Annotated in this window: 24 protein-coding genes; 14 read left to right on the top strand and 10 right to left on the bottom strand. The window is 58.2% G+C overall.

Annotation, left to right across the window (positions count from 1 at the left end):
- Window positions 1-55 precede the first annotated feature (55 nt).
- The 7 genes from pabC to AACT07_RS05390 all read left to right on the top strand — a co-directional run bounded on the left by pabC (window position 56) and on the right by AACT07_RS05390 (window position 5,992).
- The gene (pabC, locus tag AACT07_RS05420) at window positions 56-862 is read left to right on the top strand and encodes an aminodeoxychorismate lyase (RefSeq protein ID WP_069526840.1); all 807 of its coding nucleotides are present in this window, start codon (window positions 56-58) and stop codon (window positions 860-862) included.
- Window positions 852-1,853 (top strand): endolytic transglycosylase MltG, encoded by a 1,002-nt coding sequence (gene mltG / locus AACT07_RS05415; RefSeq protein ID WP_005333156.1) that lies wholly within the window; start codon window positions 852-854, stop codon window positions 1,851-1,853. Before pabC ends, mltG begins: the two co-directional genes overlap by 11 nt.
- Window positions 1,853-2,494 (top strand): dTMP kinase, encoded by a 642-nt coding sequence (gene tmk / locus AACT07_RS05410; protein ID WP_069526839.1) that lies wholly within the window; start codon window positions 1,853-1,855, stop codon window positions 2,492-2,494. Before mltG ends, tmk begins: the two co-directional genes overlap by 1 nt.
- Window positions 2,479-3,426, top strand: coding sequence for a DNA polymerase III subunit delta' (holB, locus tag AACT07_RS05405; protein WP_069526838.1), 948 nt, complete (start codon window positions 2,479-2,481; stop codon window positions 3,424-3,426). The genes tmk and holB overlap by 16 nt, the downstream gene beginning before the upstream one ends.
- Window positions 3,427-3,451: 25 nt before the next feature.
- Entirely contained in the window at window positions 3,452-4,231 is a 780-nt protein-coding gene (locus AACT07_RS05400) for a TatD family hydrolase (RefSeq protein ID WP_069526837.1), read from the top strand.
- Between the two features lie 286 nt (window positions 4,232-4,517).
- Window positions 4,518-5,546 (top strand): site-specific integrase, encoded by a 1,029-nt coding sequence (locus tag AACT07_RS05395; protein WP_139123747.1) that lies wholly within the window; start codon window positions 4,518-4,520, stop codon window positions 5,544-5,546.
- Between the two features lie 173 nt (window positions 5,547-5,719).
- Complete coding sequence (locus tag AACT07_RS05390; protein WP_151286039.1) at window positions 5,720-5,992, top strand: RepB family protein; 273 nt, start codon at window positions 5,720-5,722, stop codon at window positions 5,990-5,992.
- 226 nt (window positions 5,993-6,218) lie between these two features.
- Here the strand turns inward: AACT07_RS05390 and rsmF are convergent, their stop codons facing one another.
- The 4 genes from rsmF to AACT07_RS05370 form a co-directional block, all read right to left on the bottom strand.
- On the bottom strand, window positions 6,219-7,649 hold the full coding sequence (gene rsmF, locus AACT07_RS05385; protein WP_069526835.1) for a 16S rRNA (cytosine(1407)-C(5))-methyltransferase RsmF: 1,431 nt from the start codon (window positions 7,647-7,649) through the stop codon (window positions 6,219-6,221).
- A 140-nt stretch (window positions 7,650-7,789) separates the two neighbouring features.
- Complete coding sequence (locus tag AACT07_RS05380; protein WP_069526834.1) at window positions 7,790-10,342, bottom strand: MlaD family protein; 2,553 nt, start codon at window positions 10,340-10,342, stop codon at window positions 7,790-7,792.
- Window positions 10,343-10,397: 55 nt separating this feature from the next.
- Window positions 10,398-11,000, bottom strand: coding sequence for a paraquat-inducible protein A (locus tag AACT07_RS05375; RefSeq protein ID WP_005333132.1), 603 nt, complete (start codon window positions 10,998-11,000; stop codon window positions 10,398-10,400).
- A complete protein-coding gene (locus AACT07_RS05370; RefSeq protein WP_069526833.1) occupies window positions 10,984-11,610 on the bottom strand; it encodes a paraquat-inducible protein A in 627 nt (208 codons plus the stop codon). Before AACT07_RS05370 ends, AACT07_RS05375 begins: the two co-directional genes overlap by 17 nt.
- Before the next feature lie 147 nt (window positions 11,611-11,757).
- On the opposite strand from AACT07_RS05370, the gene prpB reads away from it, so the two are divergent.
- From prpB to AACT07_RS05355, 3 genes are read left to right on the top strand one after another with little or no spacing between them, the layout of a single operon-like run.
- Window positions 11,758-12,645 (top strand): methylisocitrate lyase, encoded by an 888-nt coding sequence (prpB, locus tag AACT07_RS05365; protein ID WP_069526832.1) that lies wholly within the window; start codon window positions 11,758-11,760, stop codon window positions 12,643-12,645.
- 10 nt (window positions 12,646-12,655) lie between these two features.
- Window positions 12,656-13,783 (top strand): bifunctional 2-methylcitrate synthase/citrate synthase, encoded by a 1,128-nt coding sequence (gene prpC, locus AACT07_RS05360; protein WP_069526831.1) that lies wholly within the window; start codon window positions 12,656-12,658, stop codon window positions 13,781-13,783.
- 10 nt (window positions 13,784-13,793) lie between these two features.
- On the top strand, window positions 13,794-15,239 hold the full coding sequence (locus tag AACT07_RS05355; RefSeq protein ID WP_069526830.1) for a bifunctional 2-methylcitrate dehydratase/aconitate hydratase: 1,446 nt from the start codon (window positions 13,794-13,796) through the stop codon (window positions 15,237-15,239).
- Window positions 15,240-15,339: 100 nt separating this feature from the next.
- On the opposite strand, the gene AACT07_RS05350 is transcribed toward AACT07_RS05355, so the two are convergent.
- Entirely contained in the window at window positions 15,340-16,068 is a 729-nt protein-coding gene (locus AACT07_RS05350; RefSeq protein ID WP_069526829.1) for an FFLEELY motif protein, read from the bottom strand.
- Between the two features lie 259 nt (window positions 16,069-16,327).
- On the opposite strand from AACT07_RS05350, the gene AACT07_RS05345 reads away from it, so the two are divergent.
- Complete coding sequence (locus AACT07_RS05345; protein ID WP_069526828.1) at window positions 16,328-16,660, top strand: polyhydroxyalkanoic acid system family protein; 333 nt, start codon at window positions 16,328-16,330, stop codon at window positions 16,658-16,660.
- Between the two features lie 255 nt (window positions 16,661-16,915).
- Complete coding sequence (locus tag AACT07_RS05340) at window positions 16,916-18,346, top strand: wax ester/triacylglycerol synthase family O-acyltransferase (RefSeq protein WP_069526827.1); 1,431 nt, start codon at window positions 16,916-16,918, stop codon at window positions 18,344-18,346.
- An 85-nt stretch (window positions 18,347-18,431) separates the two neighbouring features.
- Here AACT07_RS05340 and AACT07_RS05335 read toward each other — a convergent pair whose 3' ends face one another.
- The 4 genes from AACT07_RS05335 to AACT07_RS05320 form a co-directional block, all read right to left on the bottom strand.
- Window positions 18,432-19,220 carry a hypothetical protein gene (locus AACT07_RS05335; RefSeq protein WP_069526826.1) on the bottom strand — a complete coding sequence of 263 codons (789 nt, stop codon included), beginning with the start codon at window positions 19,218-19,220 and terminating at the stop codon, window positions 18,432-18,434.
- Between the two features lie 25 nt (window positions 19,221-19,245).
- On the bottom strand, window positions 19,246-19,887 hold the full coding sequence (locus tag AACT07_RS05330) for a TetR/AcrR family transcriptional regulator (RefSeq protein ID WP_005345492.1): 642 nt from the start codon (window positions 19,885-19,887) through the stop codon (window positions 19,246-19,248).
- Window position 19,888: 1 nt separating this feature from the next.
- Window positions 19,889-21,076, bottom strand: coding sequence for a patatin-like phospholipase family protein (locus tag AACT07_RS05325; protein ID WP_040065538.1), 1,188 nt, complete (start codon window positions 21,074-21,076; stop codon window positions 19,889-19,891).
- Between the two features lie 94 nt (window positions 21,077-21,170).
- Complete coding sequence (locus tag AACT07_RS05320; protein WP_005333118.1) at window positions 21,171-21,743, bottom strand: phasin family protein; 573 nt, start codon at window positions 21,741-21,743, stop codon at window positions 21,171-21,173.
- Between the two features lie 248 nt (window positions 21,744-21,991).
- On the opposite strand from AACT07_RS05320, the gene AACT07_RS05315 reads away from it, so the two are divergent.
- The gene (locus AACT07_RS05315; protein WP_069526825.1) at window positions 21,992-23,965 is read left to right on the top strand and encodes an SDR family oxidoreductase; all 1,974 of its coding nucleotides are present in this window, start codon (window positions 21,992-21,994) and stop codon (window positions 23,963-23,965) included.
- A gap of 90 nt (window positions 23,966-24,055) precedes the next feature.
- On the opposite strand, the gene AACT07_RS05310 is transcribed toward AACT07_RS05315, so the two are convergent.
- Window positions 24,056-24,931, bottom strand: a complete 876-nt coding sequence (locus AACT07_RS05310) for an esterase/lipase family protein (RefSeq protein ID WP_069526824.1) — start codon at window positions 24,929-24,931, stop codon at window positions 24,056-24,058.
- Window positions 24,932-25,101: 170 nt separating this feature from the next.
- On the opposite strand from AACT07_RS05310, the gene AACT07_RS05305 reads away from it, so the two are divergent.
- Entirely contained in the window at window positions 25,102-25,404 is a 303-nt protein-coding gene (locus tag AACT07_RS05305; protein ID WP_005333111.1) for a YebG family protein, read from the top strand.
- The last annotated feature ends 326 nt before the right edge of the window (window positions 25,405-25,730 follow it).

Here is a 25,730-nt window from a genome sequence, read left to right as displayed (position 1 = left end):
AAAGACACAGGCCCGATACTGCCGGTATCGGGCCTTTTTTATCGGAGGGATCCCTTTGCTTATCAATGGCATGAAGCTTGATACCATCTCGGCCTATGATCGGGGGCTGGCTTATGGTGACGGTCATTTCACCACCATGGCGGTCAGGGAGGGGCGCGTGTTGCAGTGGCCTGCCCATCTGGCACGGTTGCAGCAGGCGAACAACCGGTTGGGATTGGTTGAACCGGACTGGGATCTCTTGACCCGGGAGGTTGAAGAGATGGTGGCCGACCAGCCACAATGCGTGGCCAAGGTGATCCTGACCCGCGGCGAAGGGGGGCGGGGCTATGATGGCAGCGTATGTCAGCACACAACCCGGATTGTCACTCTGGCGTCATTTCCCACTCACTATGGCCAGTGGCAACAGGAGGGGATCGAGATAGTGGTGTGCCGCCAGCGGATCGGCGATGCGCCCATGCTGGCCGGGCTTAAAACTTTGAATCGTCTGGAGCAGGTATTGCTGAAAAGCGAACTTGTCAGTCGAAATGCAGTCGAAGGGATAGTGCTTAACAGTCGCGGTTTTCTCATTGAAGGGGTCAGTGCCAATCTGTTTTGGCGTCGGGGCAAGACGGTGTTTACGCCCGATCTCGCCCGCGGTGGTGTCGATGGCATCATGCGCCGCCAGGTGATGGCGATGCTGAAACAGATGAGTATTGAGTTGCGTGTGGTAGAGGCTCCGCTGGAGTCACTATGGCAGGCTGAAGAGGTGTGGCTCACCAATACCCTGATGGGGATCGTGCCGGTCAATGGCATAGAGGATATTCACTATCCCCCAGCGGTATTGAGTCGCCGTTTACAGGAGCGTTTGGTCATTGAAGTTTAATCGGCTTTACACCCTGCTCGCGGGGGCGGCACTGACGGTAGCCGCTGCCGGGGGCTATGTACATTACAAATGGCAACAGGTAGAGACGCTCACCAACAAGGGGCCGACCCGGCTCTTTACGGTGGAGAAGGGCGCCCATGCGGCGCGCCTCATCGCCGAACTGGGTGAGGGGGAAACCAGCCCCTGGGCGGTGCGGCTTTGGCTGCGCAGCCACCCCGAACTGGTGGCCATCAAATCGGGCACCTACGAAATCAAGGAAGGGGCCCCTCTCAAGGAGACCCTTTCTCTGTTCGCATCGGGTAAGGAGTTTCACTTCAGCCTCACCTTCGTCGAAGGTTCCCGTTTCGAGGATTGGCAGAAGCAGCTCTCCAGCGCCCCATACCTTGAGCGATTGACCGTCGAGCAATCCGAAGCCGACCTGGCGCAGGAGCTCGGCATCGAGAATGGCAAGCTGGAGGGTTGGTTTCTGCCGGAAACCTACGCCTATACCACCCATGCCAGCGATCTCTCGATCCTGCGTCGTGCCCATCAGGATATGGAGACTTTCCTGCAGCAGAGCTGGGAGAAACGTCAGGCCAACCTGCCTTACAAGACCCCCTACGAGGCGTTGATCATGGCCTCCATCATCGAGAAAGAGACCGGCCAGCCGGACGAGCGGGCACAGATCGCCTCGGTGTTTGTTAATCGACTGCGTCTGGGCATGAAGTTGCAAACCGATCCCACCGTCATTTACGGGGTGAAAGATCGCTACGATGGCAACATTCGCCGCAGCGATCTGACCGACAAGAATCCCTACAACACCTATGTGATCGATGGTCTGCCGCCCACGCCTATTGCCATGCCGGGCAAGGCCTCCATCGAAGCTGCGCTTAACCCCAAGTCGACCGACTATCTCTACTTTGTCGCCAAGGGGGGCGGTGCCCACTATTTCTCCAAGACCCTCGATGAACACAATCGGGCGGTTCGCGAATACATATTGAAGAAACCCTAATGTCTAAATTTATTGTGATCGAAGGATTGGAAGGGGCAGGGAAGAGCTCGGCCGTGCGTTATGTGACCGACTATCTGCAGCGTCACGGCATCGATCGGATCGAGTGCACCCGGGAGCCGGGTGGTACGCCGCTGGCCGAGCGGATGCGGGCCATCGTCAAAGAGGTGCACGACGAGCGCCTCACCATCGAGGCAGAACTGCTGCTGATGTACGCCTCCCGGGTACAACTGGTGGAGACCCGCATCAAACCCGCACTGGCCGACGGTGTCTGGGTGGTGGGGGATCGCCACGATCTCTCCTCCCAGGCCTATCAGGGTGGCGGCCGTGGTATCGCTGCCCAGCTTATCGGTGCCATCAAGCAGGCGGTGCTCGGCAACTTCAAGCCGGATCTCACCCTCTATCTCGATATCGATCCTGCCCTTGGCTTGCAGCGCGCCCGCCATCGCGGCGAGCTGGATCGCATCGAACTGGAGCAACTGAGCTTCTTCGAGCGTACCCGAACTCGTTATCTCGAACTGGCCGCCAAGGATGATTCCATTGTGGTGATCGATGCGGCGCAAATGCCGGAACAGGTCAAAGCTGCCATCGAGCGTGCATTGGATCACTATCTGTCGAACGAGCCCCTATGTATCCCTGGCTGATCCCTGACTGGCATGCCCTGAGCCAGACGGCACAGTCCGGTCGTCTCGGCCACGCCTGGTTGTTGCTGGGCGATCCCGGTCTTGGCAAGGAGCAACTGGCTGAGCGGCTGGCGCGTTTGCACCTTTGCCAACAACCGGATCGTGGAGAGCCGTGTGGTCAGTGCCACTCCTGCCAGCTGTTTGACAAGGGCAACCACCCGGATCTCGGCACCATAACGCGCGACAGCAAGACCATCGGGGTCGAGGCCATTCGAGAGATCTGCACCCGGCTGCAGGGCTCTGCCCAGCTCGGCCGTGGCAAGGTGGTGATCATTCCTGATGCGGAGCGGATGACCGAATCGGCAGCCAACGCCCTGTTGAAAACCCTGGAAGAGCCGGCCGGCGACAGCTTGCTGTTGCTGATTGCCTCCCAGGTTTCCCGGTTGCTTCCCACCATTCTCAGTCGCTGTCACAAACATGTCTGTCAGTTGCCTGCGGAAGGGGAAACAGTACGCTGGTTGGCCGAGCAGGGTCATCAGGCCACTCTGGCTCAGGTGCGGATCTGTCAGGGGGCCCCGCTGCGGGTACTCGACTATATCGAGCAGCAACAGGACGGTACTCGCCGCGAACTGCTGGAGCAGTTTGTCGCCCTGAGTCAAAGTCCGGTCAAGGCGACGGCATTGTGCAGCCAGCTTGGTCAGGAGACGCAGGTCAGGTTGCACTGGTTGCAGCTCTTCTTGTGCGATGCCCTGAAAACCCAGGCCGGATGTGGTCACCATCAGCTGGCAATGCCTGATCTGGCCATCTTGAGTCAACGGTTGGCGGAGCAGCACTCCAGCGAAAAACTGCTGGAGGCAGAACAAGATCTGGTTGCCCTGAAAGCCGCATGTCAGCCGGGACAGCTCTCCAATCCCACCATCCATCTGATGAACTGGCTCAGTCGCTGGTTATAAGTACTGACAAGCAGAAAGGTTTTATATGTTACTCGTTGATTCCCACTGTCATCTCGATCGCCTCAGCTATGGTAGCAAGCAGACCAGCATGGCTGATGTACTGGCAAAGGCCGCGAAACTGGACGTGGGATATTTTCTCTGTGTCAGTGTGACTCAAGCACAATTCCCGACCATGCTCGAGGCGATCGCGCCCTATCCCCAGGTGTTTGCCTCTTGCGGGGTACACCCGCTCAATCAGGAACCCGGTGTCGATGCCGAGTTGCTGCTCAAGCAAGCTGCCGATCCACGTGTGGTGGCCATCGGTGAGACCGGTCTCGATTACTTTTACTCGCCCGAGAACAAGGAAGTTCAGCAAGCCTCTTTCCGCGAACATATCCGGGTTGCTCGCGCGCTGAACAAGCCGCTGATCATCCATACCCGCGATGCCCAGCAAGATACCTTGCAGATCATGCGTGAAGAGGGAGCAGATCAGGTTGGCGGTGTGCTGCACTGTTTCACCGAGTCTCTCGAGATGGCGCAAGCCGCGATGGCGATGGGGTTCTATATCTCCATCTCCGGGATCGCCACCTTCAAAAATGCGTCCGCCCTGCAAGAGGTGGTCAAGGCTCTGCCCCTCGACAGATTGCTGGTCGAGACCGACTCGCCCTATCTTGCCCCCATACCGCATCGGGGGAGGGAGAACGAACCCGCCTTTGTACGAGACGTTGCGCAGTTTATTGCTGATCTGCGCCATATTCCGCTTAACGAATTGGCAGAAGCGACCAGCCGAAATTTCTTTGAACTATTCAAACTGGCGAAAAAATAACACCGAAGCCCCTTTGCTTGGGGCTTTTTATATTTCAAATGCCAAGCTGATTACCCACCTGAATATAAACACTGAGCCGCGTTATCTCTCACTTCTTCCTGCCAATTTTACTTTTTCGTTTCTGCTAAACTGGGTCGAATGATATTCCTATGTTTCCTTTATTCAGAGTGGTCAAAGGGTATTGAAATAAGATGTTCTAAGTATCGATAATATTCATTATCGATACTTGATGTATGGGAAGGATCCTGTAAGATCCTCTCAAACTTCATATGAATCATAGAGTTCCGTGGCATATCCATCCTTGTCCAATCCAGCTCATCAGTCACTGCAGACTGTTTTCGATGCACAGCTAAATAGTCGGGCACGCCGCTTTTTACGCAGTGCAAAAGCGGATTCCACCCTCAATGCCTATCAGGCGGATACCCGTATTTTTGTCTTCTGGTGTCAATTGCACGGGCTGGATCCGCTACAAACGACCCATCACGACATCATGAATTTTCTCGCTGATCAGGCCGACGGCGTATTGGCCGACTGGATATGGCTGGATAAAGAGGAAGGGAAGGGAGAACTGCGTAATGGCGAGCCTCGAAAACCAGCAACCCTGGTGAGACGGCTGGCGGGGATCCGTTATGCCTTCAAGCAGAAAGGCATTCACCCCATGCCCACCGAACATCCCGAAATCAAGGAGATGATGCGTGGTATTGTCAGGTTGGGGGATAACCGTAAACGCAAAACCGGCGCCCTGACGCTGCAACCATTGACCCAGGTGCTGGATGGCATCGACACCCATGATCTGGCGGGCTTGCGTGATCACACCCTGCTGCTCTTGATGTTTAGTGGCGCCTTGCGCCGCTCGGAAGCAGCCCGAATTGAGGTGAGCGATCTCGATTTTGTGGGGCAGGGGATCCGCCTTCGCCTCAAACCGAGCAAGCATCAGCTGCATGAAACCGAGATAGCCCTGATCCCGGGCAAACACTATTGCCCCGTGTCGGCACTGCAAAAATGGCTACACAAAAGCCGGATCAGCGAGGGGCCGCTGTTTCGGCGCATGAACCGCTGGGGTCAACTGATGGCTGAACCACTCGGCCCCCAGGGCATCAATCTGATGATCAAGCGGCGAACTGGCCAAACCATCGACGATCTCTACGTCAGTGGCCATAGCCTGCGCCGTGGATTTATCACCTCAGCGGTAACTGCCGGCAAGCCGATGAACAAGATCATTGAGGTGACGCGCCACAAGGATATGCGAACCCTGCAGGAGTATTTCGATGACGCCCACAAATTCTCCGATCATGCCCTTGATGGCTTGCTTTGACATAACTGCGCTACTGCATTTTTTATGTTAAATGATATCTTGTTGATCTGATGATATATTTGCCGTGCAGCCAGCAGCCCAAGGTGGAAGGGGCATCTTCCAATGGATAATGGCATGTGATGAGAGATAACAAATCTGGAAATGGAACATCGCAAGGACATATGAGCCAAAAAATGACAGTGCGTGAAGAGCAAGAGGCGGGGCCCCAAAACAATGCCGAGCGGCAGCGCCAACATGTAAAACGCAAGCAGGAGACCCATACCCGGCTGCAATGCTGGATCAGCAATCGCCACGCCGAGCGATTGGCCGCTCTGGGTCTTCATCTCGAAGACAGTCAGGCATCACTTATCGAGCAGGCGATCGATCTGCTCTACCAACATGAGCTGGGTAGAGAACCTCCGTTTGAAAACAGAGTCGCCATACAGGTCGAAGAGACTGTTGAATAGACACAAAAGTGAAGTAACAGCGATACGTGAAGAGATAAAAAAAGCCAGGTACGAATTCCTTGTACCTGGCATAGGGGAATTGGCTCCTTGCAGAGCCGTGCGCTAACTGGTGTTCGGATTGCCTTAAGCTTAGACAAGGCTCAAGGCTTTTCAAGATCCGAAGAAAAGTTCAACCAGAGTGTGGGTATTTCAGACTCGTTCAAGTGCTTATGCACCGAACGGCCCACTACGCATTGAACAGATTGTTGTCACGCACCAGCTCGCGGGGGAGGGCATTCTTGACCCGACTACCCACCCATTTCCCCATGCCCAGGGTATGCCCCTGATAGCGGACGATCACCTCGCCAGCGCCCGCATCCTGTTCTGGCCAGACGTCCCGTCCCATCATGAATTCCCGCGCATTGGCGCTATCCAGCTCGACAACACCCTTGCTCGCTTTATCGCCATAGGCCAGTGCCCACTCATGAGTGAGGCGATAGCCTTTCTTGAAGGTTTCGGCCAACTTGATGCCGATGCGATCGAAGCGCAACTTGCCCTGCACCTGATCAAACCGCTGAGGGAAGAGCCAGATCTCGTCATTGCGGCCAAACAGCTGACCCTGCGGTGCCACCCCAAAGTTGGCTTCAATCTCGCGCAACATGGGTTCAGCCTCTTTGGCAGGAAGCGGCGCAAAGGGGAATTTACCCAGCTTGCCCGGCTTGAACATGGTGTTGGGCACAGAGTGATGCTTGCGCAATCTGGCGACGAAAAAGCCTTCACTATCGAAGATTTGGGGCCAAACGTGCAGGTATCCTTCGGATGTACAAGCTTGCTCTGCATGAGGGAACAGGTCAGCCAACGAGTCAAAACTCAAGGCATCGCCAAACTTGTCCAGCAGGGATTGGCAGACCGCCTGATTCTCCTGCTCACTCAAGGTACAGGTGGAGTAGACCAGTACGCCACCCGGTTTCAAAGCATGGAAGGCGCTCTCCAGCAACCCTTGCTGCACCGCCGCAATCTCGTCGATGCTCTCGATGCTCCAGTTGCGCAAGGCATCTTCATCCTTGCGCACCGTCCCTTCGCCGGAGCAGGGGGCGTCGAGCAGGATGGCATCGAAGGTCTCCGGTAACCACTGGCCAAACACCTTGGCATCAAAATGGGTCATGCCCACATTGGTCACGCCGCAGCGCTGGATATTGGCGCTGAGCACTTTCAACCGGCTGCTGGAAAACTCGTTGGCAACCAGCATTCCCTGATTGTTCATCAGGGCCGCGATCTGGGTGGTCTTGGAGCCGGGGGCCGCCGCTGCATCCAGCAACATGCCGTCCGCTTTGATCTTGTCGCAGGCAAAGAGCGCCGTCACCGGCAGCATGGAGCTCGCTTCCTGAATGTAGAAGAGTCCGCTCAAATGTTCGGCTGTGTTGCCCAGCGGAACGGTTTCATCGCGGCGGGTCAGCCAGAAGCCGGTGTCACACCAGGGCACCGGGTCGAGCTGCCAACCCAGTGGCTGCATCAGGGCGACGAAGTCGGAGACGGCGATCTTCAAGGTATTGACCCGAATGCTGCGACGCAGCGGACGTCGACAACTGGCCACAAACTCATCCATCGAGAGATGGGCCGGCATGATGGCCGCTATGTGGCGTAAAAAGTAATCGGGAAGGAAGGTGTTGTCGTGCACTGTGCCGTCTCGTTGACCGAAAAAGAGGGGCGATATCCTACCACAAGGCGAGGAATATTCTGAATCTGAACCCCAGGCACCGGAATATAAAAAAGCCCGGCACGGGGCCGGGCTTGGATGAGATACACAAAGGGGAGGGATCAGGGCTGGATGCGCGGGCTCCACTCCAGCCACTCTTTCTCGGCCTTGCCGTAGAGCGGATAGCTGTGTCCTGCCTTGACGGTTGGACCCATCTCTTTCTCCGGGGTATTGAAGGCAATGCCGCCAGCCAGCAAGCTCTGCACCGTCTCCACTTCGATAGTGCCGCCAGTCAGACCGATATCCGCCTTGACCCCGGAGACATTCCAGAAACGGGAGTTGGCCCGCACCAGATGGGCATACTCCTGATCCACGTTAACGTCGATCACCACCTCGCTGCCATCCCGAGCCAGCGCCACCTTGGTGACACTGCCCACCACCATCTTGCGAAACAGCAGCGGGCTGCCAACCGAGAGGCCATTCACCGACGGGCTTTTCAGGGTGAGGGCCAAACCGGCCGGGCCGCTCTGGCTCAGGCGGAAGCTACTTCGGCCCGCACCTTTACCGGGCTCGGCCTCGACAAAGGCCCCCTTGATCAGGGTATCGAGATGGGCGACCCCGCCCAGACCCAGCTTGGCTTGCACCAGGGTAAAGCGCGCGCCGGATTGCAGGAAACGCTCGGCGTACTGGCCATCCAGCTCGGCTTTGAAGATCACCTGCCCCAAGGTCGGCTCCAGTTCAATCTGCTCAATCTTGCCGATATCGACCCCGCGATAGCGGATCGGGCTGCCAATCCCGAGCCCCGGATTACTCTCTGCCACCAGTGACAGCTGGCGTACCTTGGCCTTGGCTTGCTCCCTGGAATCGAACAGTTGATGGCTGCTGCGGCCATTGGCCAACCGATCGAACTCGATAGCACCGCGCAGCAATGTACCGAGGTTGCCCACCTTGACCTGCACCCCATCGACCCGCACCTTGGTGTCGATGGCCGGTTTTTTCCAGAACTGGGGTTGCTGGGCGAGGAGGGGAGCATAGACCCCATCAATCTCGAGTTCGATCTCGACCCCCTCTTTGGCGGCGCGTAGCTGTTTGACCTTGCCCGCTTCCAACCCCAGATAGAGCACAGGTGAGCCAATGCCGATGCCATCGGCCTGATCTGCCTTGAGCAACCAGCGCTGGGGCTTGGCATCACGTGCCCCAAGCAGTGCCAGCTCCTGACTCGGGTAGAGACGGTTAATCCGCTCTCCACTGCTGGCTTGTACCAGCTTGATCCCGCCCCCCAACCAGGCACTGGCCGGACTGGTTTCTACCTTGATGCCGCTCAGATCGGCATCGATCTGCAACGGGGCGGCGCGATAGAAGCGGGCACGGTTGAGCAGATGGCCATAGTTCGGCGCCATCACCAGCTCAACGCTGGCATTGCCGCGTGCATCCAGGGTGAGCTGGCTGATACGGCCCACCTGCAATCCCTTGTACCAGACAGGTGCATCCTGATTGAGCCCCGCCAGATCGTCAGCCTGCAGCGTCACCTTGGTGCCGCTCTGGGGGGCGCGATCGGTCAGAGCCATCTTCCGCGCCGGTTTTCCCGCCACATAGTCGAGGCGAATGGCCGGGCCGGAGAGCAGGCGATCTGCATGCTGCACACCGGTCGCGGAGAGGGAGACGCTCTCCCATACCAGTTGGCTCTTGTCGGTAATGCGATAGGCCTGCTCCGGGTTGATCAACGCTGTGACCATCCGGCCTTTATCGGTAAGCCGAATGGGGTCGATACGACCAATCTCGATCCCCTCATAGAGGATGGACATCCCCTCCTTGACCGGAAGATCGCCAGCCGCAATGTCGATACGCTCGCCACGCGCCGCTTCCGCCAGCCCTTTATAGAGGACGAAGGTCTGTCCCTTCTCCGGCTCCGGTGAATCTTTGGGCGAGTCAAAGGCAATGCCGCCGCTCAGGATGGAAGTGAGGCTGCCAGCCTCCACGCTCACCCCGGCCAGACTGAAGGAGCCCTTGATGCCGCTGATATTCCAGAAGCGGGTATCAGCTTTGACCAGATGTTCGAAACGCGGCTCGATCACCAGGTCCAGAATGACGTTCTGGTTGTCCTGACCCAGGCGGGTATTGATGACGCTGCCCACCTCGATGCCGCGGAAATAGAGCTTGGCGCCAATCCCCACCGAACCCAGCGAATCGGCAGTCAGGTGCAGCATGCGTCCCTGTGCCTGATAGCCTGGGGGAGGGCCTTCCAGGGCATCGAAGGTCTCCTCCAGCGGATTGCTTTCACGCCCCGGTTGCAGGTTGATGTAGTTGCCGGAGACCAGGGTATCGAGGCCGGAGATCTCGGTGAGCGACGCTTTGGGGCTCACCAGCCAGAAGTCGGAACCCTTGCGGATCAGCGGTCTTGCACGGCTATCGATTTTTGCCAGCACGGCAATCTTGCGGCCATCTTCAGCAAGCTCGAGCTCCTGCACCACGCCGATGGCCACCCCCTGATAACGAACCTGGGTTTTACCCGGCAAGATGCCGTTGCCCTGGGCGAAGTTGATCTGGATAAGCTGGCCACGGCTCAATACCTGCTGATAGAGAAAGCCACCCGCCAGCAGCAGGGCTATCAGGGGTAACAGCCAGACCGGCGATAACCAGCGACGCTTTTCGATGACGGGTTCAGCCCCGATCATAGTGACTCCTTATTGGCTTGATTAAACAGCACATCAGACAAAAACAGAGAAATCATCAACGGGCCGCCTTGTCCCACAGTAAACGGGTATCGAGCATGCGAGCCGACATCATGGTCAGCACCACCACACCGGCAAAGGCGGTGGCCCCCGGGCCTGCGCGGACACTCAGCAGCACACCCCGATCGACCAGCGCCACCATCAGCGAAATCACGAACAAGTCCAGCATCGACCAGCGACCGATAAAATCGATCACCCGATACATCACCAGCTGGCGCTTGCGCCGCACCGGCTTGGCCCGCTGCAACTGCCAGCAGATCCAGCCCAGCCCCAATATCTTGCCCACGGGTACCAGTATGCTGGCGGTGAGAACTATGGTGGCAATCCCGCTCATTTTGCTGCGATAGAGCATCATGATACCGCTGAAGATGGTATCTGACTGCAGCAACCCCTTGTTGTAGAAATGGGTTATGGGCAACAGATTGGCAGGCAGCAACATGAAGGTGGCGAGCGCCAGCAAGCCCCACGACCAGGCGAGGGAACGGGGAATGCGCACCTGCAATTTGCTGCTGCAACGGGGGCAGACTGCCCCGGCTTGATAGCGCACCAGCAAACCACAGGTATGGCAGCGGCAGAGTCCCATCTCACGGGCGCTGGTCATGTTCCGGCTCCTTTAACGGGATCCGCGCCCAGTAGGGGGCGGGGTCAAACAGGATCAGCAGGGTCATGTTGAGCAGCATCAAAATACCGAGGCTGAGCAACCCGCCACCGAGGCGCACATCGGCGATGTCGATCAGTTTGAACAGGGCAACCAGCAGGCTGACGATATAGACCTCCAGCATGGCCCAGTGGCGAAACACCTCGACCAGCTTCAAGGTGACGGGAAGAATGTGCCAACGTTTGGCCAGACCCGAAGCCAGCACAAAGATCCCCGCCAATAATCCTACCGGTGCCAGTACGGCGCACCAAAGCACCAAAGAGGCCACCCAAAACTCACTTTCGCCAAACAGCACCAGGATACCGCGCAGCAGGTCGGCGTCGGTGTTGACCCCAGCCAGCCGCAGATAGATCAGCGGTTCAAAAAAGGCAGAGGGCAGCAGCAGAAATCCGGTGATGGTCAGGGCCATCAACTGGGAGGGACGAAAGGCATAACGGCCATAGAGATGTTGGTGACAACGCGGGCAGTGGGCATGGCGACGCAGCGGCAGTGCTTTGCGCTGGATCAGCAAGTCGCACGCCGGACAGACAATCACGGAACCGGGCTCCATCATACAATTCAACCTGTTGAAGGAATTGGTGAAATTTACCCTAAAACCGGTTTCCTGTCTTGCCTGCGGCCAGAATGTTACGAAAGTATAATTGACGTTAACGTAAACGTGATATTAGATAGCCAAACTAGACAGGTGAAAGGAGTCATGATGTCCAGTTTGTCCCCCTCGGCAGGCCTGCGCTTTCGCACCGCCCTTGCCAATGAACATCCCCTGCAGATCGTCGGCACCATCAATGCTTATATGGCGCTGATGGCCGAGCGCAGCGGTTTTCAAGCCATCTATCTCTCCGGCGCCGGAGTAGCCAATGCCTCCTACGGCTTGCCGGATCTCGGCATGACGTCCCTTAACGATGTGCTGATCGATGCCGAGCGGATCACTGCTGCCACCCGGGTGCCGCTGCTGGTCGATATCGATACCGGCTGGGGCGGGGCATTCAATATCGCCCGCACCATTCGCGCGTTCGAGCGCGCCGGAGTGGCAGCCGTGCACATGGAAGATCAGGTGGCTCAGAAGCGTTGTGGTCATCGCCCCAACAAGGCGGTGGTCACGCAGGAGGAGATGTGTGATCGCATCAAGGCCGCAGTAGATGCCCGCGAGAATGGCGAGTTCGTCATCATGGCGCGCACCGATGCGCTGGCGGTGGAGGGGATGGAATCTGCTCTTGAACGCACTGCCGCCTATGTGGCCGCTGGGGCCGACATGATCTTCGCCGAAGCGGTGACCGAGCTGGCCCAGTACGACCAGTTCAAGCTGGCGGCCGAAGTGCCGATCCTCGCCAACATGACCGAGTTCGGCAAAACCGCGCTGTTTGACAAAGAGCAACTGGCCGCGCACGGAGTCGACATGGTGCTCTATCCCTTGAGTGCCAACCGGGCCGCCAATCAGGCCGCCCTCAACGTCTATCAACATATTCGCCAGGATGGCCATCAACGGGCTGTCGTGGAGACCATGCAGACCCGGGAGTCGCTCTACGACTTCCTCGGATATCACCACTACGAGCAGACACTGGATCGTCTGTTTACAGCCAAGGAATAGGAGGCAGCTTATGGGACAGCAAAAACCGTTGGGCGGGGCAGGTCTGCGCGGGCAGAGTGCGGGGGAGACCAGTATCTGCACCGTGGGCAAGAGTGGCACCGGTCTTACCTATCGCGGCTATGACATCAAGGAGCTGGCCGACAGCGCCCAGTTCGAGGAGGTCGCCTATTTGCTGCTCAAGGAGGAGTTGCCCGATGAGCAGCAGCTTGACGCCTACAAGCGCGAACTGTGTCGCCTGCGCACTTTGCCCCAGCCGCTGTTGGAGGTGCTGGAACGCATTCCCGCCGATGCTCACCCCATGGATGTGCTGCGCACCGGCTGCTCCATGCTCGGCGATCTGGAGCCGGAAGATGGTTTCGAGCATGAGCATGAAGTGGCGGATCGGCTGCTGGCCGCCTTTCCGGGCATTCTGATCTACTGGTACAAGTTCAGTCACGAGGGCGTTCGCATCGCCCTCGATACCGATGAAGAGTGTATCGGTGGCCATTTCCTCGCGCTGCTGCACCAGAAAGCGCCGAGCGAGCTGGAGCGGCGGGTGATGCATGTCTCTCTCATCCTCTACGCCGAGCATGAGTTCAACGCCTCTACCTTTGCGGCGCGAGTTTGCGCCTCGACGCTCTCTGACATGTTCTCCTGCATCACCGCGGCCATCGGCACCCTGCGCGGCCCGCTCCACGGCGGTGCCAACGAGGCGGCCATGGCAATGATCGAACACTGGCAGGATGAAACGCAGGCAAGGCGCGAACTGCTGGCCAAGCTGGCGGCCAAGGAGAAGATCATGGGCTTTGGCCACGCCATTTACCGCACTTCTGATCCGCGCAACGTCATCATCAAGGAGTGGTCGACCAAACTCGCCGAGGCGGTAGGGGATGATCGCCTCTATCGCGTCTCCTGCGAGGCGGAGAAGGTGATGTGGGAGGAGAAAGAGCTCTTTCCCAACGCCGACTTTTTCCACGCCAGCGCCTATCACTACATGGGGATCCCGACCAAGCTGTTCACGCCTATCTTCGTCTGCTCGCGGGTCACCGGCTGGTGCGCACACGTGATGGAGCAGCGCGAGCACAACCGGATCATCCGCCCGAGCGCCGATTATGTCGGCCCGGCCCCCCGTCACTTTGTCTCTCTACAACAACGATAAGGAAATCACGATGTCCGCCAACGTCGACGTCAACCACAGACCCGAGCCCGATCAGGTGCTGGTCGATATTGCCGATTATGTCTGCAACCACCCCATTACCAGCGAGGCAGCCCTCGACACCGCCCGCTACTGCCTGATGGACACCCTTGGCTGTGGCCTGCTGGCCCTGCGCTTCCCCGAATGTACCAAACACCTTGGCCCCATCGTCCCCGGTACACTGGTACCCCATGGTGCCCGGGTGCCCGGCACCCAGCTCTGCCTCGACCCCGTCAAGGCAGCCTGGGACATCGGTGCCATCATCCGCTGGCTCGATTACAACGACACCTGGCTGGCCGCCGAATGGGGTCACCCCTCCGACAATCTGGGCGGTATTCTCGCCACTGCTGACTGGCTCTCCCGTACTCGCGTGGCCGATGGCAAGGCACCGCTCACCATGGCCGATGTGCTGGTGGCCATGGTCAAAGCCCACGAGATCCAGGGTGTGCTGGCACTGGAGAACTCCTTCAATCGGGTGGGTCTCGATCACGTGGTGCTGGTCAAGGTCGCCAGCACCGCCGTGGTGACTCACATGCTGGGTGGCACCCGTGATCAGGTGATCGATGCGGTCTCCCAGGCCTGGGTCGATGGGCAAAGCCTGCGTACCTACCGTCATGCCCCGAATGCGGGTTCCCGCAAGAGCTGGGCGGCGGGGGATGCCACCTCCCGCGCAGTGCGCCTCGCCCTTATCACCATGAGCGGCGAGATGGGCTATCCAGGCGTACTGAGCGCCCCCAAGTGGGGTTTCTACGATGTGCTGTTCAAGGGCAATCAGTTCGCTCTGCATCAGGGGTACGGCAGCTATGTGATGGAGAACGTGCTGTTCAAGATCTCCTATCCCGCCGAGTTCCACGCCCAAACTGCTGTGGAGTGCGCCATGAAGCTGCATGGGCAGGTGAAGGGACGGCTGGAGGAGATCAACAGTATCGAACTCACCACCCATGAGTCGGCCATTCGCATCATCAGCAAGGTCGGCTCCCTCAATAACCCGGCCGATCGGGATCACTGCCTGCAGTACATGGTGGCGGTACCGCTCATCTTCGGTCGCCTGATCGCCGAGGATTACGAGGACGATGTTGCCGCCGATCCCCGCATTGACGCGCTACGCGGCAAGATGGTGGTGCAGGAGGACAAACGCTACAGCCGCGAATATCTGGAGGCGGATAAGCGCTCCATTGCCAACGCCATCCAGATCTTCTTCAAGGACGGCACTCACACCGCCAAGGTGGAGGTGGAGTATCCAGTCGGCCATCGTCGCCGTCGGGAGGAGGGGATCCCGCTGCTGGTGGAGAAATTCCAGCACAATCTGGCCACCCGTTTCCCGGCCAAACGGGTCAACGATATTCTGGCCCTCTGTCAGGATGGGCCGCGCCTTGCCGCCACCCCGGTACATGCCTTCATGGATCTGCTGGTGATCTGACCGGTCTTGTATTGGGCTACATATCGGCAAACTGTGATAAACGAAAAGCGGGCTCATCGGCCCGCTTTGTTATTCTGGCGGCTTATCCCTCGCGTAAGCCTTACCCCAGCGCACGGCTGTCGCCGTTAAAGAGCGCCGTCATGATGGCCGTCTCACGACTGGCGATGGTCTCGAGAAACTCGTTGGCACGCCCCATCTGATGACACACCTGATAACCACGCTCGACAAAGGAGAAAAGCTCGCCAAGCCCCGCCAGATGGGCGGGACCTGACACCAGTTTGAGGGTTGCCCCCAGCAGTGGCTTTCTCGCCAGTCTGTCCAGCGTCATCCCAAGCTCGCTCACCAGCGCAATCTGATGTTCCCGGCGCGCCTGTTCACCCACGGCACGATAGGCGATGGTGTAATGATCCGGTGTGATGGGATCAATGCCATCAATGCGTCGCAGCGCCACCACCATCAGGTAGTCCAGCTCTTCGGAGAGGGCATCAAGCTCGATCGCCTGCGCCAGCACCTTGAGGCCGGACTCCGGCAACAGCCGCTCGGCGGTCGGCATCACCCGCATCACGTCCGCATCGCGGCGGGCGCAATCCCCGGGGCCATAGAGATCGGTCAGGAAAAACTCGGCGGCGGGGCCGTAGCGGTCACTCTCCAGCAGATCTCGATGGGTTCGCCCCAACCGGTCGGCCTGCCACTGGCGTAGCCGATCCCGATCCTGCTGATCTTCCGGGTGGGCACGCATCTGCTCGCGCAAGGCTGCAACCCGCTTGAGCTGGCGGTAGAGCCGACCCAGGGTGCTATCGTCGTCGTGGGCATGTTCTTGATGCGTCATCTACAGCTCTCTGGCCTTGGGCCCATTGATGAGAATTCGGTGATACGAAGATACAAGTGAATGAAAAACAAGCAGCTTTTGCTGACCGTTCCGTGACAAGTGTAGCGCGCACGGGGGAGGGAATAAATGCCATGCCCCGCTGATGGCCTGCATCCCTCTCGACTCTGTTAAGTGAGTCCCATTTATGTGAACCATCCTTTCATTTGTTGTGAACATGTGTTTAATATCAATAACTAACTTATGACCCAGAGTAACGACCATGTTCTTCAACTCGCTCGCTGGCAGCAGCGCACTCTCTACCATCCAGATCAGCCGTCAGCATCCGCTGGGATTGGCCGCCGCCCGGCTCGCGGCCGAAGCCATCGCTGCGGACATGAGCGAGAGCTATCAACTCGATTGCGAATGGGCAGATGAAGAGGAGACCGAGCTACACTTTCGCGGCTCAGGGGTACATGGCACTCTCACCCTGGACGAAGATACCCTGGAACTGGAAGTGCATCTTGGTTTGATGCTGTTACCGGTACGCAGCGTACTGGAGCAAGAGATCCTCGATTATGTCGACAATCGCTTACCTTGCCCCAAACGTGTTTGAAACTTTTCGTCGGACTGGCTTTAAATAAACCAGCTGTAAACGATGGCTGTTTGAAATAAGTTGGCAAGCCATATGGTTTGTCAGATTTATTATTCGGCGAGGTCTCGATTCTATTTTGTAAGTAATCTTTCATCTTTATTTCATATTTCGAGTCGGCACTCTTTAATGTCATTCTGATTGCATCAAGTCTTCATCCGGATATGAGGGCAGGAGCAATTTGCCGTCTCGGTAAATTCATTTTGTAGGGAAACAACCATGCCACTGAGTGAATTTATCTCCTGCGTCGATACCGCCTGGTTACGCATGGACAGACCCAACAACCTGATGCAGATCATCGGTGTCCTGATGTTTGAAGGAGAGCTTGATGAAGCGCGTCTGCGGGCCGGATTAAACCATACCATTTCGGTGCAACCCCGCTTCCACCAGCGAGCCGTGCTGGAGGGGGGCTCCTACTACTGGCGTCATGATCCCGATTTCGATCTCGATCAGCACCTCAAGCGAGTGATCCTGCCGGGTGAAGCGGGCAAGCTGGAGCTGGAGAAGCTGGTGGCCGATCTCGCCTCAACGCCGCTCAACCACCAGCGCCCCCTGTGGGATATGCACCTCACCGACACTTCGCTGGGTGGTCAAGCGCTGGTGGTGCGCATTCACCACGCCATGGGCGACGGCTTCTCGCTGGTGCGGGCCATGCTGACCATGATGGATAACACCCCGGAAGGGGCGCCGCGACCACCATCACCGGAGCCACTGGATGACAGCGATGACGAGGATGAGGAGGATTGCCACCAGGGCAGCCGTCTGGTGCGGGCCGGCCTCAAGCTGACCGGTAGCCTCTGGTCCAAATATGTCGAAGTGGTCACCCATCCCACCAAGGCGGTGGATTACCTCAAGACCGGGCGGGATGTGGCGAGCGAGCTGTGCAATATTGCCACCCTCGGTGATGATTCACCCTGCCGCCTGCGTGGCAAGACCACTAGCACCAAGCGGGTGGCCTGGTCGGAGCAAATTGATCTGCCGGATATCAAGGCAGTGGGCAAGGTACTGGGCTGCTCGGTCAACGATCTGCTGATCGCCGCCACCGCAGGGGCGTTTCGCCACTACCTGCAGGAGAAGGGGGATGATGCCAACAAGGTCAAGATCCGCGCCCTGGTGCCAGTCAATATGCGTGCACCGGACGATGAGGGGGCACTTGGCAACCGCTTCGGGCTGGTGGCCCTGGACTTGCCACTGGATGTTGAACACCCGTTGCAGCGGCTCTATACCGTACGTGACCGAATGCAGGCGCTGCGCACCTCGCTACAACCCGTGGTAGTGCTCAACTTGTTACATGCCCTTGGCATGGCCCCCAATGCGGTGCAGCAGCAGGCCGTCGAGCTGCTCACGGCCAAGGCCAGCGCGGTGATCACCAATGTGCCCGGCCCGCAGCAGACCCTCTATCTGGCTGGAGCAAAATTGCGTCAGCCGCTGTTCTGGGTGCCGCAATCGGGGGATATCGGCGTCGGCGTCTCCATCCTCTCTTACGATCACAAGGTGCAGCTGGGCCTTATCACCGACAAGAAGCTGGTACCTGACCCGGATCAGGTTGTCGACCGCTTCGCCGTGGAGTTTGAACAACTGTTACTGCTGGTGTTGCTGGAGCCTGAGCTGCTGTTCGACCCGAACGGCCTTGATGCGCTGCTGGGTTGATCCGATACGTAAAAATCCCAATAAAAAGAGGCCAACCCGCGGGTTGGCCTCTTGTTTTGCTACCTCTTAGTGGCAGGAGTGGCGGTTAATCCTCCAGCTCTTCGCGCGCCGCCTCCACATCGAGGCGCTCCATGGCATCCATCGGTTCGCACTCGGCTGCTTCAGCATAGAGGGCTTCGGCGGCTTTCAGGCGGCTCTTGCCGTGCAGCATTACCTGAGCGTTGGCGTACTCCATGCGGGCGATAGCGGAGTCGGGGATCAGCGCCAGCGCTTCCTTGAAGTGGCGCTCGGACTCCTCCTTCTTGGCGCCATAGGTGAGGCCGCCGATCATGGCCCCCAGCTTGTCGACGATCTCCGCATGCCAGGCACCAAAGGCGATATGGGCCTCGGCGTGATCTGGCGCCAGCTCCAGAGTCTTCTCAAGGCTTGCCTTGATCTTGTCGCCAATCCCTTGCGAGAGGGCCTTGGAGATGGAAATGACCTGACTGTAGCGCCCGAGTGCCAACGCGTGGAAATACCAGGCGTTGGCATTCTTGGGCTGGCGTTTTTGCAGCTTCTCGGCATGGCTGGCCGCCCGCTCGAAGGCGGCGCGCTTGGCATACTTGTCTTCCAGCAGATAGCTGGCGTGGATCACCAGTGCCTTGTTTGCCACATTGAGGCCCGCCTCACCGGCCGCTTCGCCAAGGGCGACGGCCCGGGCAAAATCCCCGGCATGATAGGCCCGCCAGGCATCCTGTACCTGTTCATCCTCGGGCCAGGGTTCGGCATCCCCCTGATGGAGACGATCCCAGTTTTCCGCCAGCTTCTGGCCAGCATACTCATAGGCCGCATCCGCGTAGGGGAAGGGGACAAATTCGAGTTGTGAAGTGGTCATGCTTGTTCTCCCTGTAGCATGTGAATCAAACCTTGTCGGTGTAGTGGTGGGCGAGGGCGCCCAGATGAGCGCGGGCATCGGCCCGCAAATAGGGTGCGACCAGTTGCATCACCTGAAAGACGCCGAGGGCGATATCGGCGTCCGCCTTGGGGTGCAGTGCCCGCTGGTAAGAGATCCAGAATGTGCCAACCAGCGCCACATTGGCTGCCAGCGTGCGCATCTGTTGCGCCGTGCCCTCCATCAGCCCGACCGTTTGCAGATGGTTGCAAATGGCGATGGCGGTCTGCTCCTTGCGGCGCAGCAGGGCGGAAAAGCGCTGCTCCACCTGATGATAACCACTCATCAGGGTCGCGATATCGTAGTAGAGGAAACGGTACTGCCAGATGGCTTCAAACATCAGGTGGAGGAAGAGCCAGATATCTTCTGGCTCATCGGACGGGGTGCTGACCGCCTCCAGCAGGCGATCCATCTGCTGTTCAAATTCGCAGAACAGGGCGTTGACGATCTCCTCCTTGTTGTGGAAGTGGTAGTAGAGATTGCCCTGGCTGATCTCCATCTCGGCCGCAATGGCCGAGGTGGTGACGCTGGGTTCCCCTTGTCGATTGAAGCAGGCGAGGGCAGTGGTCAGGATCCGCTCCCGGGTACGACGTTTGGGTTTGCGATCCATGCTACTCCTTTGGTGATGAACGGCGCACGCCGTGGCGATAGCGTTTGGCAAGCCAGTGCTGCAACTGCTCCAGCGACTTGTCGAGGGCGGCGACCGAGCCAATGCCGGGGGCCAGCAGGGTGCGATCTTCATCGGCCAGCGCGGCCAGATTGAGCTCGAGGCCATGCTTGGCCAGCACCGGCGCCAGCTCGTCACGACGCTGCCAGAGATCACGGCGGGTATGCTGGTAAGCGTGTTCGCAGAGGCGACGACGATCCCGATAACTGAACACATTGGTGAAGAACATCTCGCCATCGGCAGAAGAGGGCTCAAACAGCAGGGCGTCAGCGTCGGGATATTGGTGTTTGTAGCGATCCATCCCCACATGCATGCGGGAGTGGATGATGGCGCGAAAAGTCTGGGCCAGTACCACCGGCAGACCGCTGTCTACCAGATTGGTGGGCGCGCCGGCGGCCATGTCCGCATCATAGGGCACCAGCGGATTGATGCAGAACACCAGATCCGCCCCCTCTTCCAGCGCTACCGAAGCGTGCAGAGTCTTGATCAGCGCCCCGTCCACATAGTAACGACCGTTGATCAAGGAGGGCGGAAAGAGACCGGGCAGGGCGGCTGACGCCTGTACCGCCGCCGAGATGGGCACATCATCGAGCCCCGGGCTGCCGAAGGCGACCGGATGGCCGGTATCGAGTTCGGTAGCGACCACAAACAGTCGGCTGCGCAGCTGGCGAAAATCGTTGCTGCGGCCGGGACGAGAGAAAAACTGGGTCAGGGTGCGATCCACCCCGCGGTTGTCGAACAGTCCGGTCGGAATGGCCTTGGAGAGCCCCTGCAGCGATTCAAACAGGCTGCGCTTCCAGGGCGCCGCCAGATAGTAGGTCAGGCTCTGCCACGCCAGTGGCGGGATCGAGGTCAGGCGGTCGGCATATTCACGAAAGGCGGGTCGCAGCAAGGTAGCCGGGTCAAACATCTCCCCCGAATCATCGCTGAGCAGGATCCGCACCAGCTTAGCCGGCGAGATGCCATTGGCCAGCGCCGATGCCACCACGGCCCCCGAACTGACGCCAACATAGATATCGGCATGGTCAAGGCGCAGGCCGTTGATGCTGTCAGAGAGGGCTGCGCAGGCACCGATCTCGTAGATGCCGCCGAGCGGCCCGCCGCCAGCAAGGGCAATTGCGATGGTACTCATAGCGTTGCCTCTCTATCCATGACATTCACCATGACAAGACCGGCCCAGCGCAGGGCATGGGCCGGTATCAATCACCTTCCGTCACCGCGAGGGATCAGGGCAGGACGCTCTCTGCTTTGGCTTTCACCTCTTTCACCGCATCTTCAGCGGCGGAGAGGAGATCGGCGGCCTGCTCAACCACGGCCTCTTTAGCCTTGGCTACCGGTGCCTTTTTTACCGGAGGCTTGCGGGCAGCGGGCTTTTTGGCGGCAGCCGGTTTGGCTTCTGCGGCAGGGGCTTCCTCTTCCTGCGCATCCAGCAGTTGCTGGACCACATCGGTCAGCTCGGCCATGCGCTTGGAGAGCTTGTCGATATCCTTACGGGTCGGGATGCCGAGGCTGGCCACAGCGCGGGCCACGCGATCTTCGAACACCTGCTCCAGACGGCCCCAGGTATTGGCGGTCTTGTCGGTCACAGCGGCAATCTTCTCATCTGCGCTCTGACGGGTTTTGGCCTGCAATGCTTCCCCTTCCTGCACCAGGGCTTCAAAGATCTTGCCCCCCTCTTCCTGCGCCTTGGCATAGGCACCCAGACCCGCCAACCAGATCTGCTGGGTGGACTCCTTGATGGTGGAGGTGAGTTGGTTGTCGGTCACTGACCCTGCCAGCGCTTTCAATTTCTTAGCCATGATCTTCTCCTTGAATAACGACAGTTAAATGTAATGGCGACAACGAAACTGCAATCGGGTTGTGGCATTACTGATTTTTCAACTTCAGTCTAGGGAGAAAAAATAGAGGGTTCTACCTAATAACGGAACAGGCACACCACCGAAATTAGGGTTTGCTCACGAACCGACAATCAAATTGCGGATTCCCATATGAATCGTGATATATCTAACAACCTAGTAACACCCTAATCAGTAGCAGGATTCTCTTTATGAACTATTTCATTACTGGCGGTAGTGGTTTTATCGGGCGTCGATTGATCAAAAAGTTATTCCAACAGCATCCCGACTGTATCGTCTATTTTCTGATGCGCGCCTCTCATCAGGATAAATTGCCGGAGTTATTTGCATTCTGGAATGTGGATGAATCGCGCGCAGTCCCGGTTTTTGGCGACATGACGCAACCGCTGCTGGGGGTATCGGCTGAGATGCAGGAGCAGTTGATCGGCAAGATCGACCACTTCTTCCATCTGGCTGCCATCTATGATCTGAACGCCAAGGCCGGGATCCAGCAGCAGGTCAACACCGAAGGGACCCGTCAAGCCGTTCAACTTGCCGAGCGGCTGGGGGCGGGGCAGTTCCACCACTGCAGCTCCATCGCTGCAGCGGGCCTGTTCGACGGTCTGTTTCGCGAGGACATGTTCGATGAGGCCGAACACCTCGACATGCCTTACTTCCAGACCAAGCACGAAGCGGAAGGGATTGTGCGAAACGAGTGCACCATTCCGTGGCGGGTATACCGACCGGGCATCGTTGTCGGTGACTCCAATACCGGCGAGATGGACAAGATCGACGGCCCTTACTACTTCTTCAAGACCATCCAGAAGCTGCGTCGTCTGCTGCCGCCCTGGATGCCGGCCATCGGGGTTGAGGGCGGGCGCATCAATATCGTGCCGGTCAACTTCGTGGTCGATGCCATGGTGCATATCGCCCATCAGGAGGGCGAGGAGAACAAGACCTTCCATCTGACCGACCCCAACCCGATGCGGGTCGGCGACATGCTGAGCACCTTCTCCCGCGCCGCCCATGCGCCGGAGCCTGCGATCCGCATCAACGCCTCTCTCTTTAATTTCATTCCCCGCCACCTGACCGCCATGCTGATGACCATGGCGCCGGTGCGCCGTATCCGCGATGCCGCCATCGCCGATCTGGGTCTGCCCAAGGATGTGTTCCGTCTTATCAGCTATCCCACCCGTTTCGACAGCCGCGAAACCCAGCGAGTACTGAAAGGGACAGGTATCGAAGTGCCACCGCTGCACAGCTACGCCTGGCGGCTGTGGGACTACTGGGAGCGTCATCTCGATCCCGAACTCTTCATCGATCGCTCCCTGCGTGGTCGGGTAGAGGGCAAGGTGGTGCTGGTGACCGGGGCCACCTCCGGCATTGGCCGTGCAACCGCGCGCAAGCTGGCTGGAGCGGGGGCCAACGTCGTTACCATCGCCCGCGACGAGCAGAAGATTGCCGAGACTAAAGCGGAGTTTGCCGAGCTGGGGCTGACCATCGAGATCTATCAGGGGGATCTCTCCAATCTGGCGCAGGCCGAGGAGATCACCGCTCGCATCGTGGCCGATCACGGTGGCGTCGATATTCTGGTCAACAATGCCGGCCGATCCATCCGCCGCTCCATCGAGGACTCCTTCGATCGCTTCCACGATCTTGAACGCACCATGCAGCTCAACTACTTCGGCGCGCTCAAGGTGATCATGGGGGTGCTGCCCACCATGATCGAGAAGAAGAAAGGCCACATCATCAACATCTCCTCCATCGGGGTGTTGACCAATGCGCCGCGCTTCTCCGCCTATGTTGCTTCCAAGTCGGCCCTCGATGCCTGGGTGCGTACCGCCGCCTCCGAGTTTGCCGACAAGGGGGTCAGCTTCTCCATCATCAATATGCCGCTGGTGAAAACGCCGATGGTCGCACCGACCAAGGTCTATGAGCAGGTACCGATGATGACGCCGGAAGAGGCGGCCGATCTTGTGTGCGATACCATCATCAACAAGCATGTGCGACTGGCCACTCGCCTCGGGGTATTCGGTCAGGTGGTGCATGCCTTGGCACCACGTGTCGCCCAGGTGATCATGAATACCAGCTTCCGCACCTTTGCCGATCCCAAGGATGGCGACAAATCCAAAGCCACCGCCGATCAGGTTGCCGTCTCGACCCTGATCAAGGGGATCCACTTCTAACCGGATGATGGGATAAAGAGATCAACAGGGGCCTGAGCAATCAGGCCCCTGTTTTATTTGGAATAACAGTTGAAGGACGAATAAGGAGGATCAGACTCGGGACAGCAGATCAAGCAGCAGATCAGTCGTGCGACGGGAGTAGAGCAAAGAGAGATGGCCAATGGCGGGCAACTCGATATCCTCCATTCCCACCAATCGTTGCCGCTCTTGCGGCATCACCACATTGTCGTGACTGGTGCGCACTGAGATGCCGGGCACGCAGAGAGGAACCGAGGCAAAACGTTGCAACCAGCCGGAACCGGGCTCCATCTCGCGGGCATTGGCCCCAAGCCCAAGGGCGGCCAGCTGACTGCCCTGATGAGGCGTAGCCAGGGTGATCAGGCGCGCGACCTTATCACCACCATGGATAGCCAGATAGTCGCGGCAGACCAGCCCGCCCATACTGTGGCCGACCAGCACCAGCTTGTCAGCCCCGGTCTGCGCCAGCACATCGTCAATCCGGGTGGCCAGCAGCGGCACCATCTCATCGATATGACCAAATGGTGGCATCAGGGTAATGGTGGCAACCACATGGCCTGCGGCCTCCAGTCGGGTGCGCAGGGTGCGCCAGATACCGCGGCTGCAACCGTAACCATGCACCAGCAATACGGGACGCTGGCATGGACGCAGCCGATCGGGTGCCATCAACAAAGGCTCGAACGGTAGCAACAAGGTGAAGGTGTAGAGGTAGGCCAACATCTCCTGCGCCATCATCTTCACCCTGCGCCAGGGGCCGATAGCCGGGGAGGGGTAGAAGCGGGTAAACAGCCAGCTGCCGAGCACCACCAGACAGCGCAACCCAAGCAGGGCAAACACGACAAACAGCAGGGTCAGCAACCAGGGGAGTCCCACGACCAGGTGGGCGATACTCCCGAGGAGCAGCACCTCTACCATCAGCAGGATAAACAGGTGTCGTACGATCGTCATAAGGCCATGATCCGACCAGTCTGGCGTGGAAGTCAAATGGCACTTTGAGACAACTTGATCCAACGCGGCTTTTGTCGCTAAACCCCGGCGAACTCTTTTCCGGTGAGGTTATTTGCAATACTGTATATCCATACATATACTCTATCCATCATCACCAAGAGGAGGCCATCATGGCTGTCGAGATCAAATATGTGGTTGTTCGTGGGGGAGTGGAAAAAATGACCTTTGCCAGCAAAAAAGAGGCCGATGCCTATGACAAGCTGCTGGATACGGCCGACGAGTTGATGACCCTGTTGGCTGGCGCCCCGATCGAGTTGGCCCCAGAGCAGCAAGAGAGTCTGGCTTTCTACCTGGCAGAGCAGCGTGATGTGCTGCAAACCCTGCTGCGTGGCGGCAAGGTTCAGGCAGGCACGAAAGAGGAAGAGGCCCCAGCAGCCAAGCGCAAGGAGAAGCCACTCAAGCAGGTGGCCTGATTGCACAGACCTTATTTCTCGGGATAAATAACTCAATGCATTCACTTTATTTGCATTTAAAACCATTTTTACGGCTATTTACCCCGAGAATTTTTTAACAATGGTGCATATCCAATGCATAACTGAATAGCGTGCACCACTGAGCGACATCAGCCAGATCTATGAGGAAATAATGAGCAAACAGTGGAGAGAACGTTATCCAGATCGCTCCCGGTGACCTTAATCAGCAACAACAAGAGGTAGTACCAATCCCAATAGAAGTCGCATTCATCTATCACGAGCACTTTTCTAGCAACTCGGCTCACAGGCTCATATCGACTCATCTC

This window comes from Aeromonas sp. ANP5 (genome assembly GCF_963870295.1).
In the GTDB taxonomy this organism is placed as follows: Bacteria; Pseudomonadota; Gammaproteobacteria; order Enterobacterales; family Aeromonadaceae; genus Aeromonas; species Aeromonas veronii.
This window is presented reverse-complemented; position numbering and strand designations above follow the sequence as displayed.